At 75.1% G+C, this 18,998-nt stretch carries 13 protein-coding genes and 5 tRNA genes; 11 read left to right on the plus strand and 7 right to left on the minus strand.

Going from position 1 to position 18,998, the window contains the following annotated elements; translation table 11 throughout:
* Positions 1-240: 240 nt before the first annotated feature.
* The 5 genes from ACFY23_RS16015 to ACFY23_RS16035 all read left to right on the plus strand — a co-directional run bounded on the left by ACFY23_RS16015 (position 241) and on the right by ACFY23_RS16035 (position 7,432).
* The gene (locus tag ACFY23_RS16015) at positions 241-1,068 is read left to right on the plus strand and encodes a universal stress protein (protein WP_350684257.1); all 828 of its coding nucleotides are present in this window, start codon (positions 241-243) and stop codon (positions 1,066-1,068) included.
* Positions 1,069-1,194: 126 nt separating this feature from the next.
* Entirely contained in the window at positions 1,195-3,597 is a 2,403-nt protein-coding gene (locus ACFY23_RS16020; protein ID WP_350684258.1) for a phosphoketolase family protein, read from the plus strand.
* Between the two features lie 108 nt (positions 3,598-3,705).
* Positions 3,706-4,578 carry a universal stress protein gene (locus ACFY23_RS16025; RefSeq protein WP_350684259.1) on the plus strand — a complete coding sequence of 291 codons (873 nt, stop codon included), beginning with the start codon at positions 3,706-3,708 and terminating at the stop codon, positions 4,576-4,578.
* A 68-nt stretch (positions 4,579-4,646) separates the two neighbouring features.
* Complete coding sequence (locus ACFY23_RS16030; RefSeq protein WP_387037062.1) at positions 4,647-5,657, plus strand: Acg family FMN-binding oxidoreductase; 1,011 nt, start codon at positions 4,647-4,649, stop codon at positions 5,655-5,657.
* 41 nt (positions 5,658-5,698) lie between these two features.
* Positions 5,699-7,432 carry a GAF domain-containing protein gene (locus tag ACFY23_RS16035; protein WP_350684261.1) on the plus strand — a complete coding sequence of 578 codons (1,734 nt, stop codon included), beginning with the start codon at positions 5,699-5,701 and terminating at the stop codon, positions 7,430-7,432.
* Positions 7,433-7,604: 172 nt separating this feature from the next.
* Here the strand turns inward: ACFY23_RS16035 and ACFY23_RS16040 are convergent, their stop codons facing one another.
* Positions 7,605-8,243, minus strand: coding sequence for a response regulator transcription factor (locus tag ACFY23_RS16040; protein WP_350684262.1), 639 nt, complete (start codon positions 8,241-8,243; stop codon positions 7,605-7,607).
* A 321-nt stretch (positions 8,244-8,564) separates the two neighbouring features.
* On the opposite strand from ACFY23_RS16040, the gene ACFY23_RS16045 reads away from it, so the two are divergent.
* Complete coding sequence (locus tag ACFY23_RS16045; protein WP_350684263.1) at positions 8,565-9,539, plus strand: Acg family FMN-binding oxidoreductase; 975 nt, start codon at positions 8,565-8,567, stop codon at positions 9,537-9,539.
* Positions 9,540-9,593: 54 nt separating this feature from the next.
* Here the strand turns inward: ACFY23_RS16045 and ACFY23_RS16050 are convergent, their stop codons facing one another.
* From ACFY23_RS16050 to ACFY23_RS16060, 3 genes are all read right to left on the minus strand, one after another.
* Positions 9,594-10,604: an NAD-dependent epimerase/dehydratase family protein gene (locus tag ACFY23_RS16050; RefSeq protein ID WP_350684264.1), complete on the minus strand. Its 1,011-nt coding sequence runs from the start codon at positions 10,602-10,604 to the stop codon at positions 9,594-9,596.
* Positions 10,605-10,794: 190 nt separating this feature from the next.
* Positions 10,795-10,866, minus strand: a tRNA-Val gene (locus ACFY23_RS16055).
* A 48-nt stretch (positions 10,867-10,914) separates the two neighbouring features.
* Positions 10,915-10,987 (minus strand) — tRNA-Gly (locus ACFY23_RS16060).
* Between the two features lie 176 nt (positions 10,988-11,163).
* Between ACFY23_RS16060 and ACFY23_RS16065 the strand changes: the two genes are divergently transcribed.
* Positions 11,164-11,403, plus strand: coding sequence for a DUF6458 family protein (locus ACFY23_RS16065; protein WP_350684265.1), 240 nt, complete (start codon positions 11,164-11,166; stop codon positions 11,401-11,403).
* Between the two features lie 204 nt (positions 11,404-11,607).
* Positions 11,608-13,272 carry a helix-turn-helix domain-containing protein gene (locus tag ACFY23_RS16070; RefSeq protein ID WP_350684266.1) on the plus strand — a complete coding sequence of 555 codons (1,665 nt, stop codon included), beginning with the start codon at positions 11,608-11,610 and terminating at the stop codon, positions 13,270-13,272.
* 487 nt (positions 13,273-13,759) lie between these two features.
* Here the strand turns inward: ACFY23_RS16070 and ACFY23_RS16075 are convergent.
* The 3 genes from ACFY23_RS16075 to ACFY23_RS16085 all read right to left on the minus strand — a co-directional run bounded on the left by ACFY23_RS16075 (position 13,760) and on the right by ACFY23_RS16085 (position 14,025).
* A tRNA-Val gene (locus ACFY23_RS16075) sits at positions 13,760-13,834 on the minus strand.
* Positions 13,835-13,847: 13 nt separating this feature from the next.
* Positions 13,848-13,918, minus strand: a tRNA-Cys gene (locus ACFY23_RS16080).
* Between the two features lie 34 nt (positions 13,919-13,952).
* Positions 13,953-14,025 (minus strand) — tRNA-Gly (locus tag ACFY23_RS16085).
* Positions 14,026-14,334: 309 nt separating this feature from the next.
* Here ACFY23_RS16085 and ACFY23_RS16090 point away from each other — a divergent pair.
* The 3 genes from ACFY23_RS16090 to ACFY23_RS16100 all read left to right on the plus strand — a co-directional run bounded on the left by ACFY23_RS16090 (position 14,335) and on the right by ACFY23_RS16100 (position 18,913).
* Complete coding sequence (locus ACFY23_RS16090; RefSeq protein ID WP_350684267.1) at positions 14,335-14,937, plus strand: TetR/AcrR family transcriptional regulator; 603 nt, start codon at positions 14,335-14,337, stop codon at positions 14,935-14,937.
* 199 nt (positions 14,938-15,136) lie between these two features.
* Positions 15,137-15,712, plus strand: coding sequence for a TIGR03086 family metal-binding protein (locus tag ACFY23_RS16095; RefSeq protein WP_350684268.1), 576 nt, complete (start codon positions 15,137-15,139; stop codon positions 15,710-15,712).
* Between the two features lie 273 nt (positions 15,713-15,985).
* On the plus strand, positions 15,986-18,913 hold the full coding sequence (locus tag ACFY23_RS16100) for a M36 family metallopeptidase (RefSeq protein ID WP_350684269.1): 2,928 nt from the start codon (positions 15,986-15,988) through the stop codon (positions 18,911-18,913).
* The last annotated feature ends 85 nt before the right edge of the window (positions 18,914-18,998 follow it).

Consider the following 18,998-nt stretch of genomic DNA (forward strand, 5'->3'; position numbering starts at 1 on the left):
CGCCCCGGGGGGGGGCCCCCCCCGCCCCCCCCCCGGCCCCCCGCCCCCCCCCCCCCGCCCGGCCCCCGGGGGCCCACACCCCCACCACGACGCAGAGCAACCCAGACCCCACCACGACCGCACAGCAACCCACACCCCCGCCACGACCGCACAGCAACCGCCGATCACCCCCCGCGGCCCCACCGCCGGTACTAGCCTCGACAACAGGACCGGGCGTGACGCCTGCGGAGGTGATGCCGGATGGCCGCAGCCACCGACGCGGCCGTGCTGGTCGGGCTCGGCTCGGAGCGCAACCTGCCGGTGGTCAGGCTGGCCGCGCAGGAGGCCGCCGCCCACGGCCACCCGCTGTGCCTGCTGCACGCGTTCAACTGGACGGCCGCGCTGAAGGCCCCGTCGATCGCCGGGCCGCGCGCCGAGGCCGACGAGCTGATCTCCCGGGCCGCCGAGGTCGCCGCCGAGGTCGCGCCGGCGCTGCCGGTCAGCAGTGAGATCGTCGAGGGCGCCGTCGTCGACACCCTGGTCCGCCGGTCGGAGTCGGCGTTCCTGCTCGCCATCGGCGACGCCGGTATGGCGACATGCGGCGACTGCGTGCCGGCCGACGCGCCGGCGGTGCAGCTCGCCGCCCGGGCCGGATGCCCGGTGCTGGTGGCCCGCCGGGATCCGCCGCCGCAGGGCCCGGTGCTGGTGGGGGTGGACGGCTCCGCCAGTTCCCTGGGCGCGCTGGAGTGGGCGTTCGAGTGCGCGGCCCGGCGGGAGTCGCGGCTGCTGGCCGTCCGGGTCGTCGAGCCGGAGGACGGCACCGAGGATTCCGAGTTGCTCGTCGGGTTGGTGGCGCGCAGCGCACGCCGGTTCCCGTCGGTGGCGGCGGAGTGCCACACGATCCGCGGCGACCCCGGCACCGTCCTGGTCGAGCAGTCCCGCTCGGCGCAGGTGGCGCTGGTCGCCGCTCGGGGCGACGAGCCGTGGCGGGGCATGCTCGGCGCGGTGAGCCAGGCGCTGCTCTACCACTCCCCCGCGCCGGTGATCATCGTGCGCGGGCTGATGGAGGCGCCGGTGGACGGGGCGTAACGCCCGCCCGGCGCGGGACCAACGGCCCTGATCCACGCCGGCGTCAACGGCGAAGCTGGGATCGGTCCCGACGAATCCGCGCGCCGAGGATGCAGGATTCCCCTACCCGCGAGAGGCTCATGCAGTATGGACACCGCTCTCGACCTGCACGGCCCCCTGACGCAAGACGAGCTGCGCCGGCTGGACGCCTACTGGCGGGCGGCGAACTACCTGACCGTCGGGCAGATCTACCTGCTGGACAATCCGCTGCTCCGCGAGCCGCTGGCGCCCGAGCACGTCAAGCCGCGGCTGCTCGGCCACTGGGGCACCAGCCCCGGCCTGAACCTGCTCTACGCCCACCTCAACCGGGTGATCGTCGCCCGTGACCTGCGGGCCATGTTCGTGACCGGTCCCGGTCACGGCGGCCCGGCGATCGTCGCGAACACCTGGCTGGAGGGCACCTGGAGCGAGCGGTACCACCACATCGGCCGCGACGAGGCCGGCATGGCCGGGCTGTTCCGCCAGTTCTCCTTCCCCGGCGGCGTCCCGAGCCACGTGGCGGCGGAGGTGCCGGGTTCGATCCACGAGGGCGGCGAGCTGGGGTACGCGCTGAGCCACGCCTACGGCGCGGCGTTCGACAGCCCCGACCTGCTGGTCGCCTGCGTCATCGGGGACGGGGAGGCGGAGACCGGCCCGCTGGCGGGCAGCTGGCTCTCCAACGTGTTCCTCAACCCAGCCCGCGACGGGGCGGTGCTGCCCATCCTGCACCTCAACGGCTACAAGATCGCCGGCCCGACCGTGCTGGACCGGATCCCCGAGGACGACCTGCTGGGCATGATGCGCGGCTTCGGCTACCAGCCGTACGTGGTGGCCGGCGACGACCCGGCAACCGTGCACCAGACGCTCGCCGCCACGCTGGACCGGGCGCTGGACGAGATCGCCGGCATCCAGCGGCGGGCCCGCTCCGGCGGCACCGTCGAGCGTCCCCGCTGGCCGATGATCGTCCTGCGTACGCCGAAGGGCTGGACCGGGCCGCGGGACGTCGACGGCAAGCAGGTGGAGGGCACCTACCGCGCACACCAGGTGCCCCTGTCGGAGGTGCGCAGGAACCCGGAGCACCTGGCCGAGTTGGAGCGCTGGCTGCGCAGCTACCGCCCGGAGGAGCTCTTCGACGCGACCGGCGCGCCGGTGGCCGAGTTGGCCGCGCTGCCCCCGACGGGCGAGCGGCGGATGAGCGCCAATCCGGTCACCAACGGCGGGCTGGTGCTGCGCGACCTGAGGCTGCCGGACTTCCGCGACTACGCCGTCGACGTGCAGCGGCCGGGCGAGACCGTGGCCGGATCCACGGGCGCGCTCGGCCCGTGGATACGCGACGTGATCACCGCCAACCCGGAGACGTTCCGCCTCTTCGGCCCCGACGAGGTCGCCTCGAACCGGCTGGGCGCGGCGTTCGAGGTCACCGACCGGGCCTGGATGGCCGGGAGCGTTCCGGGCGACGACGACCTCTCGCCGGACGGCCGGGTGATGGAGGTCCTCTCCGAGCACCTGTGCCAGGGTTGGTTGGAGGGCTACCTGCTCACCGGCCGGCACGGCATCTTCACCAGCTACGAGGCGTTCATCCACATCGTCGACTCGATGGTCAACCAGCACGCCAAGTGGCTGAAGGTGACCCGGGGCATCCCGTGGCGCGCGCCGGTGGCCTCGCTGAACTACCTGCTGTCGAGCCACGTGTGGCGGCAGGACCACAACGGCTTCTCCCACCAGGACCCGGGCTTCATCGACCACGTGATGAACAAGAAGGCCGAGGTGGTGCGGGTCTACCTGCCGCCGGACGCGAACACCCTGCTCTCCACCATGGATCACTGCCTGCGCAGCCGGCACTACATCAACGTGGTGGTGGCCGGCAAGCAGCCCGCGCCGAACTGGCTGTCGATGGACGAGGCGGTCCAGCACTGCCGGCGCGGCCTCGGGATCTGGGACTGGGCCAGCACGGACGTCGGCAGCGAGCCGGACGTCGTGCTCGCCTGCGCCGGCGACGTGCCGACGCTGGAGACGCTGGCCGCCGCCGACCTGCTGCACAAGCACCTGCCGGAGCTGAAGGTACGGGTGGTCAACGTCGTCGACCTGATGCGCCTGCAGCCGCCGACGGAGCACCCGCACGGGCTGTCGGACAAGGAGTTCGACACGATCTTCACGCAGGACAAGCAGGTCATCTTCGCCTACCACGGCTACCCGTGGTTGATCCACCGGCTCACCTACCGCCGGACCAACCACATCAACCTGCACGTGCGCGGCTACAAGGAGGAGGGCACCACCACCACGCCGTTCGACATGGTGATGCTCAACGACCTGGACCGCTTCCACCTGGTCATCGACGTGATCGACCGGGTGCCGGGGCTGGCCGCCCGCGCCGCCCACCTGCGGCAGGAGATGGTCGACGCGCGCCAGTCCTGCCGGGACTACACCCGCCGGCACGGCGAGGACGACCCCCGGGTCGCGGAGTGGCGCTGGGTCCGCGAGACGGACCCCGGTCTGCGGAGTGGCCAGTGAGCGCGAGGAGTGAGCTCGCGAGCCCCGCAGTCGCGAACGAAAGGCCAGCACCGTGAGCGCGAGGAGTGAGCTCGCGAGCCCCGCAGTCGCGAACGAAAGGTGGACCCGATGAGCGGCGACGAGATCCTGGTCGGCTACGACGGCTCCCCCGACGCCTCCGTCGCGCTGGAGTGGGCACTGGAGGAGGCCGGGCGCAGCGGACGACCGGTGCGGCTGGCGTACGTCTTCGAGTGGGTCACCGTGGCCGGCTGGGTCGGCCCCGGCATCGCCCCGGGCATCTGGCCGGACGAGGCGGCCCGCCGGCAGGTCGAGGAGCTGGTACGCAAGGCGGCGACGGAGGCGGCGGACGCGCACCCGGAGCTGACCGTCACCGGCGAGGTGTTCGACGGGCCGACCGCGGTGGTGCTCCAGGAGCGCTCGGCCCGGGCCGGCCTGCTGGTGCTGGGCACCCGGGGGCACGGCGGTTTCGGCGGGCTGCTCGTCGGCTCGACGGCGGTCGCGGTCACGGCCCACGCGCACTGCCCGGTCGTGGTGGTGCGCGGCGAGGTCGCCGCGGGCGGGCGGACGGGGCAGGTGGTGGTCGGCGTGGACGGCTCGGAGTGCTCGCTGGTGGCGCTCGGCTTCGCGTACGAGCAGGCGGCGGCCCGAGGGCTGCCGCTGCAGGTGCTGCGGGCCTGGCATCCGGGGCCCGGCCAGCGCCCGCCGTCGGGTCCCGAGGCGCGGGAGGCGGCGGCCGTCGACCGGGCCGAATTGGACGAGCCGCTGGCCCGCTGGAGCCGGACCTTCCCCGACGTGCAGGTCGCCGTGCAGGTGGCGGAGGGCAGCCCGGCGTCCCTGCTGGTCGACGCCAGCCGCAACGCGTCCCTGGTGGTGGTCGGCACCCGCGGCCGGGGCGGCTTGAGGGGGATGCTGCTCGGCTCGGTCAGTCAGCAGCTCATCCAGCACGCCCACTGCCCGGTGGCGGTCGTGCGCGAGCGGTGAGCGGAGGGGACCTGATCCGGGCAGCGCCGGGCTAGGGCACGATGGGGAGAAACGGAAAGGTCGTGACGATGAGCCACGAGACGCCGGCGACGGGCCGCCCGCTGACCACCGCCCTCGCGGAGGCTGCCGCGACGGCCGGGCACGCCCCGTCGGTGCACAACAGCCAGCCGTGGCGGTGGCGGGTGCTGCCGGACGCGCTGGAGCTGCGCGTGGTCCGGGATCCCCGGCTGACCGCCACGGACCCGGAGGGCCGGCTGGTGGCGTACAGCTGCGGGGCGGCGCTGCACCACGCGCGGGTGGCGCTGACCGCGGAGGGCTGGACGGCCGTCGTGGAGCGGATGCCCGACCCCGGCGACCCGGACCTGCTGGCCCGCCTGACCGGGTCGGCCCGCGCGCAGGCCGACCCGGAGGCCATGCGCCTGGTGCAGTGCATGCAGGTCCGGCGCACCGACCGGCGCCCGGTCAGCGACGAGCCGGTGCCGACCGCCGCCCTCGGCCAGATCGCCTCGGCGGTCGCCGCCGAGGGCTGCCAGCTCCAGTTCCTCGACCGCGACAACGTCCTGGAGCTGGCCGCCGTCGCCAGCCACGCCGCGTCGGTCGAGTCGGAGGACCCGCAACTTCGTGAGGAGTTGGAGTACTGGACGAGCCGGAGCGGCTCCGGCACCGGCCTGCCGCCGGAGGTGCTGCCCGAGGAGGCGCCGCAGACCACCGTGCCGGCCCGCGACTTCGGCCGCCCCGGCACCCTGCCGGTCGGGCCGGGGCACGACCGGGCCGCCGTGTACGCGCTCCTCCACGGCGACGAGGACGAGCCGGACAGCTGGCTGCGCGCCGGCGAGGCGCTCTCGGCCGCCTGGCTCACGGCCACCCGGCTCGGGGTGTCGGTGGTGCCGCTGAGCGGCGTGGTGGAGGTGGCGGGCACCCGGCAGACGCTGCGCGGGCTGCTGGCCGGCCTCGGCTACCCGTACCTCGTGATGCGGCTGGGGATCGCGGACCCGGCGCACGCCGGCCCGCCGCACACCCCGCGGCTCGAGGTGCGGCAGGTGGTGGACACGTCGGCGGTCCGCTCCGGGGGCGCGTAGCGCGCCCTTCGCCCTCGGTCACCGGGAGATACCATCGCCCGATGGCCGCCAGTGCACCGAACCCCCGGGACGAACCGCACGTGACCCCCTCGCTGGGGTTGAGCCCGCTGTCCCGGGTCCGGCTCGACGAGCTGCTCCAGGAGATGCTGGACCGGGTCGGCGAGGTGGTGACCAGCCGGGAGCGGCTGCGGGCCCTGCTCGACGCGGTGGTCGGCATCGGCACGGACCTGGATCTGCGGAGCACCCTGCAACGCATCGTGGAGGCGGCCTGCGAGCTGGCCGGCGCCCGCTACGGCGCGCTCGGCGTGCTCGGCCACGACCGGATGCTGCACGACTTCGTGACGTACGGCATCGACGCGGAGCTGCACGCCAAGATCGGTGACCTGCCCCACGGGCGGGGCGTGCTCGGCCTGCTCATCGACGACCCGCGCCCGCTGCGGATGCCCGACATCACCCAGCACCCGAGGTCGTACGGGTTCCCGCCGCACCACCCGCCGATGCACAGCTTCCTCGGCGTGCCCGTGCGCATCCGCGACCACGTCTTCGGCAACCTCTACCTGGCCGAGAAGCAGGGCGGCGCGGAGTTCACCGAGGACGACGAGGAGATCGTGGTCGCGCTCGCCGCGGCGGCCGGCGTGGCGATCGAGAACGCCCGCCTCTACGCCCTGGCCCACCGGCGGGAGCGCTGGCTGGCCGCGACCGCCGAGATCACCGGCGTGCTGCTGGGTGAGGTGCGCCGCACCGACGCGTTGGCGCTGGTGGCGCGGCGCGCCCGCGAGGTCGCCGAGGCGGAGGCCACGCTGGTACTGCTCTACGACCCCGACGCCGAGGAGTTCACCGTCGAGGTGGTGGACGGGGCGGACGAGCAGGCCGCCGCGCTGGTCGGCACGGTGCTGCCCGCGGCCGAGACGAGCTTCGCCGCCGCCGTCGTCGAGGGCCGGCACGACCAGGTGGACGACCTGGCCCACGCCGCGCCCTGGCCGGCGCTGCTGAGCACCGGGCCGGCGGTGATCTCCCCGCTGGCCACCGCCGACACCCTGCACGGCGTGCTGGTGATCGCGCACCGCCCCGACCGGCTGCCCGCCGCCAGCGACGACGACCTGGCCCTGCTGGGCAGCTTCGCGGGGCAGGCCGCGCTGGCCATGGAGCGGGCCCGCGGCCAGGAGGAACGGGAGTTGCTGGTGGTCCTGGAGGACCGCGAGCGCATCGCCCGGGACCTGCACGACGTGGTCATCCAGCGGCTCTTCGCCACGGGCCTGCAGTTGCAGAGCGCCGCGCCGATGACGTCGAAGCCGGAGGTCGCCAAGCGGATCAACGCGGCGGTCGACGACCTGGACGCCACGATCAAGGACATCCGCCGCACGATCTTCGAGCTGCGCACCCCGATGAGCGCGGCGCTGCGTACCGAGATCCGCGAGGCGGTCGAGGTGGCCGCCGAGTCGCTCGGCCACCGGCCCCGCCTGGAGCTGACCGGGCCGATCGACAGCGCCGTCCCCGACGCGGTCCGCCCCGACCTCACCGCCGTGCTGCGGGAGGCGCTCTCCAACGCCGTACGCCACGCCCACGCCGACCGCGTGACGGTGTCGGTGCGCGTCGACGCCGGCCAGGTGGCGCTGACCGTCACCGACGACGGGGTGGGCTGCGACCCGGCCGCCGCCCGCGGCGGGCTGGTCAACCTCCGCGAACGCGCCGAACGCCACGGCGGCACCTTCGAGGTACGCCGGGCCGAGCCCCGCGGCACCGAACTGCGCTGGTCCGTCCCCCTGCGCGACTGACGCCCGCCCCGGGCGCCCTCCCCGCCCCGCCCGCGCACTCCCCGCCCTTCCGTCCCCGCGATCTTGCACTTCCCGCCCCGACATACGGGGCAAAATCCCCCATTTCGAGGGCAGAAACTGCAAGATCGACGACGCAGTGGGGAGCGGGCGCGGAGGGTGGGTGCGGGGCGGGTCAGTGGTTCTTGCCGAGGAGGCGGGTGGCGAGGACGGCCGCCTGGGTGCGGCGCTCCAGACCGAGCTTCGCCAGCACGCTGGAGACGTAGTTCTTCACCGTCTTCTCGGCCAGGAACATCTTGCCGGCGATCTCCCGGTTGGTGAGGCCCTCGGCCACGTACTCCAGGATCCGCCGCTCCTGCTCGGTGAGCGACTTCAGCTCGCGGGGCTGCTCGACGCCGCTGCGGATGCGCTCCAGCACCCGGGTGGTGATCGCCGGGTCGAGCAGCGACTGGCCGGCCGCCACCCGGCGCACCGCGTCGACCAGGTCGGTGCCGCGGATCTGCTTCAGCACGTAGCCGGCCGCGCCGGCCATGATCGCCGCGAAGAGCGCCTCGTCGTCCTCGTACGAGGTGAGGATCAGGCCCTTGATCGAGGAGTCCACGGCCCGGACGTCCCGGCACACGTCGATGCCGTTGCCGTCGGGCAGCCGCGCGTCGAGGATCGCCACGTCCGGACGCAGGGCGGGGATGCGGCGTGCCGCCTCCTGGGCCAGGCCGGACTCGCCGACCACCTCGATGTCACCGCTGCTCTGTAGCAGGTCGGCCAGGCCACGGCGGACGACCTCGTGGTCGTCGAGCAGGAACACGCGGATCATCCCTCGTTTGTACCCCCTGCCCGCCGGATTCCGCACGGGCCGAAGGTCCCGATCCTGTGCCGACGGAAGGCGGGTGCCGGCAGCCCGTGGCGGGCCGGCAGCGACGCCGGTCGCGTCACCGCGCGGGCCTGGGCAGCAGGTCCCACCCCGCCGGGGCGCCGCCGCCGGGTCGAAGGTCCCCGAACCGCGCTGACCTGCGGCGAGGGCCGGTCGGGCCCGGCGGGACGGGACGTCCGGCCCTGCCCGCGCCCCGCCCCGCTGACGCACCGTGGTGGTGTACCAGACGCGGACGGCACTACCTGCCACGGAAGGGGCGCGACCATGGACACTGGCTTCACCCTCGAGCAGCTGCGGGCCGCCGCGACCGACGCCGTGCGGGCGCCGTCGCTGCACAACACCCAGCCGTGGCGGTTCCGGCTGCGCGACGGCGGCATCGAGGTGCTGGTCGACCCGGCCCGGCGCCTGCCGGCCACCGACCCGAACGGCTGGGGCGTCCGGATCGCCTGCGGGGCGGCGCTGTTCAACCTGCGGCTCTCCCTGACCGCGGCCGGCGCCCCGGCGACCGTACGGCTGCGCCCCTACCCGGCCGAGCCGGACGTGGTGGCCCGGCTGGTCCCGGACGTGCCGCGCCGCCCCACCCCCGCCGAGCAGGCCCTGCACGCGGCGATCCCCCGCCGGTTCAGCAACCGCGCGCCGTTCTGGCCCGACCCGGTGCCCGCCGACGCCCGCTGGCGGCTGGCCGAGGCCGCCCGCGCCGAGCACTGCTGGCTGGAGCTGCTGATCGGGGTCAGCGCCGTGAACGCGTTCGCCGAGATCGCCCGCAGCGCCCACCGGGTCCTCGAACGGGACCCCGCGTACGTGGCCGAACGCCAGGAGTGGGTGCGCTCCACCCCCGCCCCCGACGGGGTGCCGGCCACGTCCGGCGGCCCCCAGGGCGAGCCGCAGGATCTGCTGCCCTCCCGTGGCTTCGGCGTGCTGAACCGGGCGCCGGGGCGGGACTTCGAGCCGGAGCCGCTGGTCGCGGTGCTCGGCTCGCCCGGCAACACGGCCGTCGACCAGGTCGTCGCCGGGCAGGCGTTGCAGCGGGTGCTGCTGACCGCGACGGATGCGGGGCTGGCGGTGTCGATGCTGTCCCAGCCGATCGAGGTGCCCACCGCTCGGGAGCAGTTGCGGCTGTCGCTGGGGCGGTTCGGCACCCCGCAGATGGTGATGCGCATCGGGTACGGCCAACCGGGCTGGCCGACCCCGCGCCGGCACGTGGACGAGGTGCTGGATCTGCCGGTGGCCCGGGCCTGACCCAAGGTCGAACCAGTGGACGGCCGCCGCCGCGCCGATGGTGTCGAGGCGGGATCAGGCCGGGGCCGGTCTCGTCGCCGACAGCAGCGCCGCCTCCCGGTCCGGGGCCAGGCCGACCGGGGCGCGCTGCGGTCGGCCCGCCCGCGGCGGGACCGTGCCCACCTCCCGCAGCCACGCCCAGGTGTCCGCGACCGTCTCCGCCACCGGGCGGCAGGTCAGCCCGGCCGCGTACGCCTTCTCGACGCCGCGCTCCTGCAGCCAGCGGTACTCGTGCCCGGCCGGGATCCAGGCCGGCAGGTCGTTCCACGGCACCACCCCGGCGGCCAGGATCGGCTCCGGGTCGGTCCACCGCAGCCGGGCGTCGGCGCCGGTGGCCGCGACGCAGGCGTCGAGCAGCTCACCCATGGTCGCGTGCCCCGTGCGGCTCACCACGTTGAACGCCCCGCCCAGCCCCTCCGCGCCCCGGTCCAGCATCCAGCCCGCCAGGTCCCGCACGTCGACGTACTGCAACGGCAGGTCGACCGGGCCCGGCGCCAGCACCTCCCCGCCCCGGGCGATCCGCCCCAGCCACCAGGGCAGCCGGCCGATGTCCTCCCCCGGCCCGAGGATCAGCCCCGCCCGGGCGAGCAGTGCCCGGTCGCCGAACACCTCGCGCACGGCCCGCTCGCCGCCGGCCTTGTTGTGCGCGTAGTCGCCGTCGTCGGCGTCCGACCCGGCGTCGACCACCGGGGCCTCCTCGCCCACCCCGTCGGCGACCGGCGGCGCGTAGACCGAGCCGCTGGAGACGTAGACGTAGCTGCCCACCCGGTCGACCAGTGCGCGAGCGGCGTCCCGCGCCGCCCGGGGCGCGCCGTCCCAGGTGTCGACCACGAGGTCCCACTCGCCGTCCGCCAGCGCCGCCAGGCCGCCGGGCGCGGTCCGGTCACCCCGCAACCGGCGTACGCCCTCCGGCGTCGACCCGTGCAGGCCTCGGTTGAACACCGTCACCGACCAGCCCCGACGCACCCCCTCGGCGACCGTCGCGCCGCCCACGAAACCCGTCCCACCCAACACCAGCAGTCTCATGCGCCCCACTGTGCCGGCTCGGGACGGCCGTCCGGCCCCCTGTTCACGGTGAGCGGATCTGCCCAGGGCAGAAGATCCGCCGGGCGACGGGAAGGGGACCCACAGTGGCGGAGCGCACAGCCCCGCGTACCCCTGGAGAGCACGAAGGCCCGCCACCGGGTGACGGTGACGGGCCTCGTGGATCATTCGGTGGGCGATACTGGGTTTGAACCAGTGACCTCTTCCGTGTCAAGGAAGCGCGCTCCCACTGCGCCAATCGCCCGTAGGCCACCCGGGCCCGGCAGACCGGGCCGGCAGGGGGCGGGATGCGAGCGGACGACGGGATTCGAACCCGCGACCCTCACCTTGGCAAGGTGATGCGCTACCAGCTGCGCTACGTCCGCGTGCCGCCGGTGTTCCCCGGCGACGGAAGGAACTCTACCCGACGACAAGATCGCCCGGCACGCCGCCCCGCCGGTCGCCGCGGGCGGGTCCCACGCGGCCAATGGTTGCGCTGGTCAGCCACGGGGTACTGACCTCCTTCGACAGCACACCACATCCCCTGACCAAGGAGGCTGTCGTGGGTATCGGCACCAGCATCTTCCTGATCGCGCTCGGCGCGATCCTCACCTTCGCGCTCGACGCGAGCCTCGGCGGCATCAACCTCGACATCGTCGGCTGGATCCTGATGGCGGCCGGCGTGCTCGGCCTGATCATGACCACGCTCATCTGGGGACGCCGCCGCCAGGTGGTCAGCACGACCGAGCCGGTGGAGTACCGGCGGGTCGAGGAGCGCCGGGACATCGCCCCGCCGCTCTGACCGACCGCCCGCGCGGCCGACGGAGCTGGACGGTCGCCGGACGCACCGCGACGCACGTGCCGGGCACCCGCGAGGGTGGCCGGCACGTCGACGTCACCGGTCCCACCCGCCGCACGGCCCGATCGCAGCGCCCGGGTGCCGGGCGTCACCCCTCCGCCGCCTCTCCTCGTGACCCTCGCCACCCGGGTACTACCGTCTGGTGTCGTGCGGACGGAGCGGGACGAATCGCGAACGCCCGGGCGACAGCCGTCGCGAGTCCACTCCGAGCGCGCCGAGGCCGTCGTCGCGATGACCCGCCTCGCCGCCGGCCCCGATCCGGTCCGGGCCGTCCTCGACACGCTCGCCCGCCGCTCCACCGCGGCCGCCCTGATCGGCGTGGACGGCTCCCTCCTGACGGTCCGCCCGGGCCGGAACCCGCTCGACCGGAACGTGCTGGGCGTCGCCGCCCGCGCCGTACCCGAACTGCACGAACGCGGCACGCCGGCGGCCGTGCGGGGCGGCGCGGGCGCGCCCACCGTCCACCTGGTCTGTCTCGGCGTCGGGGAGCCCGACGACGGCGCGGGGTGCGACCCCGGCGGCGGAACGGAGCCGGCCCCCTGGCTCGCGGTGGTGGACCCGCTGCCCGGCGACCTGCTCGCCGACGCGGCGCGCGTCCTCGGTCTCTGCTGGCGGCTGGAGCGCTCCGAGCGGGCCCGGCGGCGGGTCGCCGCCGGCGACGTCCGCAGCCGGGAGGCGGTGCTGCACCTGCTGATGGTCGGCGACGTGGCACCGGCCCGGCGCATCGCCGCGGCGCTGCGCCCCCGCCTGCCCGACCTGGTCCGGGTGTGCGTCGTCGAGTGCGCGCCGCGGCGACGCGGCGAGGCGGCCGGGCAGGTGACCCGCGCGTTGAGCGGGCGGGCCTGGGTGGTGCCCTGCCCGGTCCGCTCCCGGCACCTCATCGCGCTGGTGCCGGCCCCGGACCTCGCCGGGCCCGAGGATGCCGGCGAGGCGGACGCGCTGGGCAGGCTCGTCACGGGACGGGTTCCCGGAACCCGGATCGGGGTGAGCGAGCCGGTCCCGCTGCGCCGCACCGCCGCCGGCTACGAGCAGGCGTTCCACGCCCTGGCGGTGGCCCGGAACGGACCGGACGGGCACTGTCGCTTCGACCGGGCGACGGAGCTGCGCGCCCTGCTCGGCGCCGCGGGGCAGGGCTGGGCGCGGACGCTGCTGGCGCCGTGCCTGTCGTACCGGCCGGCCCGGCGGATCGATCCCGACGGGCAGGAACTGCTCGCCACCCTCGGCTCCTGGCTCGCCTTCGACGGCGCGGCCCACCGGCACCTGCGGATCCACCGCAACACCCTGGCCGCCCGGCTGGCGCTGCTGCGCGACCGCCTCGGGCTCGACCTGTCCCGGGTCTCCGACCAGTCGGTCGCGTGGTTGGCCCTGCACCTGCTCGGTGCCGCCGCGACCCCGGAGGACGTGCCGGAGGCGCCGCCCGTGGTCGGTGGTGGCGCGGACGGCGCGTTCGGGCGGGCAGCGGCGGCAGCCGGCAGCTGGTGGGTCGGCCTCGACCGCCTGCTGGCGACCCCCGCCCTGCGCCTCTGGGCGCGCGGCCAGATCGCACCCCTGGAGGCCGACGGGACGCCGGTCGGCCTGGCCACCGTACGCGCGTGGCTGCGCGCCGAGGCGCACCTGCCCGGCACCGCCGCCGCGCTCGGCGTCTCGGTGTCCGCCGTACGCAAGCGCCTCGGCCGGGCCGAGCAGGCGTTGGGGCGTTCCCTGCTGCGCGGGCCGAGCGCCCGGCACGAGCTCTGGCTCGCCCTGCGGACCCTCGACGTGACCGCCGGCGCGGGCCCGGTCGACGACCCGGCCGAATGGCCGCCCGCCTGACCGCGGGCGGCTTCCCGTCTGTGCTCCCCCGAGCGGCGGCGCCGGTCGCGGTCGCTGTGCGGCCCGACACCGCCGCCGCCGTCGCTGTGCGGATCGGTCCTCGCGCCCGACCGGCGGTGCTTCCTACCGTGTGGTGGGAGGCGACGGCGAGGGCGCCACGTCCTGAGCCATACCGGCGATCCGGCGATCCGACGACCGACGTCCGGACGCGCCGCAACGGGGGACGCGTCCGGCCGGCTCCGGGGGGTGCGGCCGCCCTGTCCGCGACGACACCGCGGGCGGGCGGCCGTGGTCGTCCGTGACTCCGGGCGCGCCGTGGGGGATCCGGGCGCGGTCCGGTGACTCCGGGCGCGGTCCGATGACGGTGCGTTCGGGCGGGAAGGATGGCGGCCCACGGCGGCAGCCGCCGGTGCGTGACGAAGGCTCGGCGCAGCGACCGTCCGGGAATGACGAAGGCCCGCCACCGGATGGTGACGGGCCTTCATTCTGGTGGGCGATACTGGGTTTGAACCAGTGACCTCTTCCGTGTCAAGGAAGCGCGCTCCCACTGCGCCAATCGCCCTCGCCTGTTGCCGAGGTGGGGACGGGATTTGAACCCGCGTACACGGCTTTGCAGGCCGTTGCCTCGCCTCTCGGCCACCCCACCGAGGTTGCCCCCGTCATGCGTGGCGGCATCTCCGAGCGGACGACGGGATTCGAACCCGCGACCCTCACCTTGGCAAGGTGATGCGCTACCAGCTGCGCTACGTCCGCGTGTCTCCGGCGTTAACCGGTGACGGGTGAGAACTTTAGCCGAGCCGACGAGCGGTTGCCAAATCGGGGGTGGTTCTCGGCGCGTCCGAGGGTGGCGGGCCGACCCACCCCTAAGTTTCCTAGGAGACTGTCCCGCTTCCTGGAGACGGTCCCGGCCGATCCGCCCGGGCTCGCGCGGAGAGAGCGGGCGGGCCGACTCCGCGACACCGTCGCAACGTGGTCGAACTGTCCGGATTCCGACTCTTGGGAGGGTGAACGGACCGTGATCCGTGACTGCTCGTGTTCAAGCCGATGGGCTACGGTAACGGCGTGACGAGACGTGCGGCCGAAATCCGCCTGGATGCCCTGCTGCGCACGGCCTGTGACGTGATCGTGGAGCGCGGTCTGGCCAACACCCGCACGGCCGACGTGGCGCAGGCCGCCGGGGTGAGTCAGGCGCTGGTCTTCTACCACTTCGCCACGAAGGACCGGCTGCTCGCGCAGGCGTTCGCGTACGCGGTGGAGCAGGACCTGGCCCGCCTGGACGCGGTGATGCGGTCCAGCGCCCCGCCGCTGACCAAGCTGCGCCGGATCGTGAAGCTCTACACGCCGGCCGGCCGGGCGACCTCGTGGGCCATGTGGATCGACGGCTGGGCGGAGTCGCTGCGCACCCCGGAGCTGGAGAAGGTCTCCCGCCGGCTCGACCTGCGCTGGCGGGAGGACCTCGCGACGGTGATCTCGGAAGGCGTCCGCGACGGCACCTTCGAGTGCGCCGACCCGGCCGGCGCCGCGTGGCGGATCAGCGCCGTGATGGACGGCCTGGCGGTGCAGCTCGCGGTGCACGACCGGGTGATCTCCCGCCGCCAGTTCGCCGAGTGGGTCCGCCTGGTCACCGCCCGCGAACTCGGGCTGGACCCGGACCAGCTCGACTGACCCGACCGCCGGAGGGCGGCGCACCGGACCGGCTCCACCGATGTTCGCCGCCAGCGGGCGGTCATCCGGACGGACCAGCTCGACCGATGCCCGCCGGGCGGCAGGGCGGCAGGCCGGACGGGGGCGGCCAATGCGGGCACCTCCGGCCTAAGCCGGCAAAAAGGCTCGGTGTACCGGGCCGCCCGGAACAATCGTCGGCATGGACCCGCTGGAGACGTACCGCCGCAGCCTGGCCGAGTTCACCGACCGGGTGGAGCTGGTCGGCCCCGGGCAGTGGTCGGACCCGACCCCCTGCCCGGACTGGGACGTCCGGGCGCTGGTCAACCACGTCGTCGGCGAGGACCGGTGGAGCGTGCCCCTGCTCGCCGGCCGGACGATCGAGGAGGTCGGCGACCGCTACGACGGCGACCTGCTCGGTCCGGACCCGGTCGAGGCGGCCCGGGAGGCGGCGGCGCAGGCGGAGCTGGCCTTCACCCACCCCGGGGCGCTGGAACGTACCGTCGCGCTCTCCGCCGGCGAGACCCCGGCGGACGAGTACCTGCACCAGCTCATCGCGGAACACCTGGTCCACGCCTGGGACCTGGCCGTGGCGATCGGCGCCGACCCCCGGCTGGACGCCGAAGCGGTCGCCGAGTGCGCCCGCTGGTTCGGCCGGCGGATCGGCGACTACCAGCGGGAGAGGCTGATCCGGTCGGAGGTCGACGTGCCGGCGGAGGCCGACCCGCAGGACCGCCTCGTCGCCGCCTTCGGCCGCGACCCCGACTGGGCGCCGTAACGCCGGCGTCGCGTCCGCCGCCACACCGGCGGCGCCAGCGCGGCGACCGCCATCTTCTCGTGGCGGCGGGCGGGAGCGCGCTGCCGGCGAGCCCGTGGGGCTCCCGGTGCTCGGCCGTCTCCCGCCTCCACGATCGGGGTAGCCGGGGGCGCCTTGAGTAGGCGTGGCCCTTGTTCCCGCCGACCCGGGGCTGATATCCACAGATGCGCATGCGTCACGGCGCTGCGCGGCCGGCGGAGGTCCGGCCATCCCCCGCTCCCACGAGGAGGTCCCGTGGCACAACCGGAGTGGACACCCTGGATGAGCCGGCGTCGCCACCGGCTCGTCCCCGTCCTGGCAGCGGCGGCGGTGGTGGCCGCGCTGCTCCCCGCCGCCCCCACCGCCGCCGCCCCCGCCGGCGGCGCCTCCACCGAGCGGCGCTCCGGCCCGTTCGCCGAGGGGCACGAGCACGCCGACGTCGACAACCGCCCCGGCACCGCCGCCCCCGACGCCCGGCAGCGGGGCCTGGCCCGCAAGGCCGACCCGGACGTCCGCTGGAACCGGCTGGGCACCCCGCACGCGCTCGGCCCCGCCCGCGCCCCGCTCGCCACCGGTCTCCCCGGCGACCCGGAGGCGGCCGCCCGCGCGTACCTGACCGGCAACCAGGACCTCTTCGGCCTGGACGCCGCCGCCGTCGAGGCGATGGACCGGCTGCTGGTCCGGCCGATCGGCGACGGCGCGGTGGTCACCCTCCGGCAGCGCTTCGGCACCCTGCCGGCCGGGCACGACGGCCTGGTCACCGTCGCGGTCGCCGCCGGCAAGGTCCTCGCGGTCAGCTCCTCGCTCTCCCGGGACACCGCCGCGCCGGCGCCCGCCACCCTCACCGACGAGCAGGCGTACGCCGCGGCGCTCGCCGATGCCGGCCTGGCCCCCGACGCGGTCCGCAGCCACAGCGTGCGGGCCGTCGCCGTGCCCACCCCGCTCGACGGGCCCCGGGCCGCGTACGAGGTGACCCTGATCGGCGCCGACGCCGACCACCCGGAGGCGTTCACCACCTACGTCGACGGAATCACCGGGCAGGTGCTGGTCCGGGAGGACCTCGTCGACTTCGACTCCGACAACCCGAGCTGGGCGGTCTTCCCGGCCACCCCGCCGCGCGACCTCGGCCCGGGGCAGGACCCTCGGGTGCGCTGGTGCGGCGACCCGGCGCCGGACTGCCAGGAGGCGTTCCGTGACCCGGCCACCGGGCAGCCGTGGGACGTCGACGCGGCCACCGGCACGCCCACCGGCACCGCGCGCGGCAACTCCGCCAACACCGTGCGGTCCTGGGGCGCCGGCACGCCGGCCGTCCCGGCCACGCCCAGCCCGGAACGCCGCTACGAGTACCCGTTCACCGACCAGTGGCACCAGGCCCGCTGCAACCCCGAGGTGTTCACCTCCGCGCAGCGCAACGACGGCGACGCCGCCATCGCCAACCTCTTCGCCATGCACAACCGGATGCACGACTGGGCCTGGCACCTCGGCTTCACCGAGGCCACCTGGAACCTCCAGGCGGTGAACCTGACCCCGGCCGGCCGGGGCGGCGACGCCGAGCAGGGCCGCGCCCAGCAGGGCGCGCTCAGCGGCAACCGGAACAACGCCAACCAGGGCACCCCGCGCGACGGCCTGCCGCCGACCACCAACATGTACCTGTGGCAGCCGCAGGCCGGCGGGCCGTACCCGCCCTGCGTCGACGGCGACTACGACATGACGGTGATCGGGCACGAGTACACCCACGCCATCACCAACCGGATGATCGCCGGCCCGGACAGCGGCATCGGCGGGCACCAGGGCGGGTCGATGGGCGAGTCGTGGAGCGACCTGCTCGCCGCCGAGTACCTGTTCCAGCACGGGCTGCGCCCCCCCGGCGAGACGCCGTACGTCACCGGCGGTTACGTCACCGGGAACCTGGTCAGCGGCATCCGCAACCACGACTTCAGCCGCAGCCCGCTGAACTACTCCGACGTCGGCTACAACACGGGCGGTCCCGCCGTACACGCCGACGGCGAGATCTGGAGCGCGACCAACTTCCGGGTCCGGGCGGCCCTGGTCGCCAAGTACGGCCTCGGCACCCCGCAGCGGCAGCTCGACTGCGCGCAGGGCAGGGTGCCGGTCGAGCAGTGCCCCGGCAACCGGCGCTGGTCGCAGCTGGTCTTCGACTCGTTCCTGCTCCAGGCGGCCAGCCAGGTCAGCATGCTCGACATGCGGGACAACATGCTCACCGCCGACCTGCTCCGCTTCGGCGGCGCCAACCAGGACCTGATCTGGGCCGAGTTCGCCCGCTCCGGGATGGGCCGGGACGCCGCCACCAACGGCGCCTCCGACACCGACCCGACGCCGAGCTTCGCCGCCCCCGGCGCCGACAACGCCGTGCTCACCCTCCGCCCCAAGGGCGACAGCGCCGACGCGCCGATCCGGGTGTACGTCGGGGCGTACGAGGCACGGGCGGTCCCGGTGGCCGACACCGACCCGGCGACGGCGCTGCCGGACCGGGTCGAGCTGGTGCCCGGCGCGTACCAACTGCTCGCCGTCGCGCCCGGCTTCGGCCACCAACGGCTCACCGTGGAAGCCGAGGCCGGCAAGGACGGGTACGTCGACCTGCGGATGAGCCGCAACCTGGCGTCCACCGCCTCCGGCGCGACGATCACCGGCGACGGGGTCAACCTGGACCGGATCGCCGACGACACCGAGGCGACCAACTGGGCGTCCCTCGACGGGGTGGCCGGCAAGCAGGTCACCGTGGCGCTGCCCGGCGACGCGCCGCAGGTCGTGAAGCGGGTCAACGTCAGCGCGATGCTGCGCCCGGCGATCTCCGGCGACGCCGACCCGGGCAGCCAGAACTCGCTCAGCGCGCTGCGGTCGTTCGCGGTGTCCGCCTGCAACGCGAAGACCACGGACTGCGCGGATCCGGCGAACTGGCAGCGGATCCACACCAGCGCGGCGGACGCGTTCCCGGGTGGGGCGTACCGGGCGTACGTGCGGGACATCAACCTGCGCGAGTTCGCGGTGCCGACCACGCTGGCCACGCACCTGCGGCTGGAGGTCCTGGCCAGCCAGTGCACCGGCGGGCCGGACTACGCGGGCGAGCAGGACGACGACCCGGCGACCACCACCGACTGCGCGACCGCCAGCCCGGCGCGTACGCAGGTGCGCATCGCCGAGTTCCAGGCGTTCTCGAAGTGACCGTCCGTCGGGGCCGGTCGGCGTGCCGGCCGGCCCCGACGGGCGACCGCCGGTCCCGGTGCGGCAGGTCACGGTCGCCGTCGCC

Origin of the sequence: Micromonospora sp. NPDC000121, from assembly GCF_042899165.1 — a bacterium.
In the GTDB taxonomy this organism is placed as follows: domain Bacteria; phylum Actinomycetota; class Actinomycetes; order Mycobacteriales; family Micromonosporaceae; genus Micromonospora.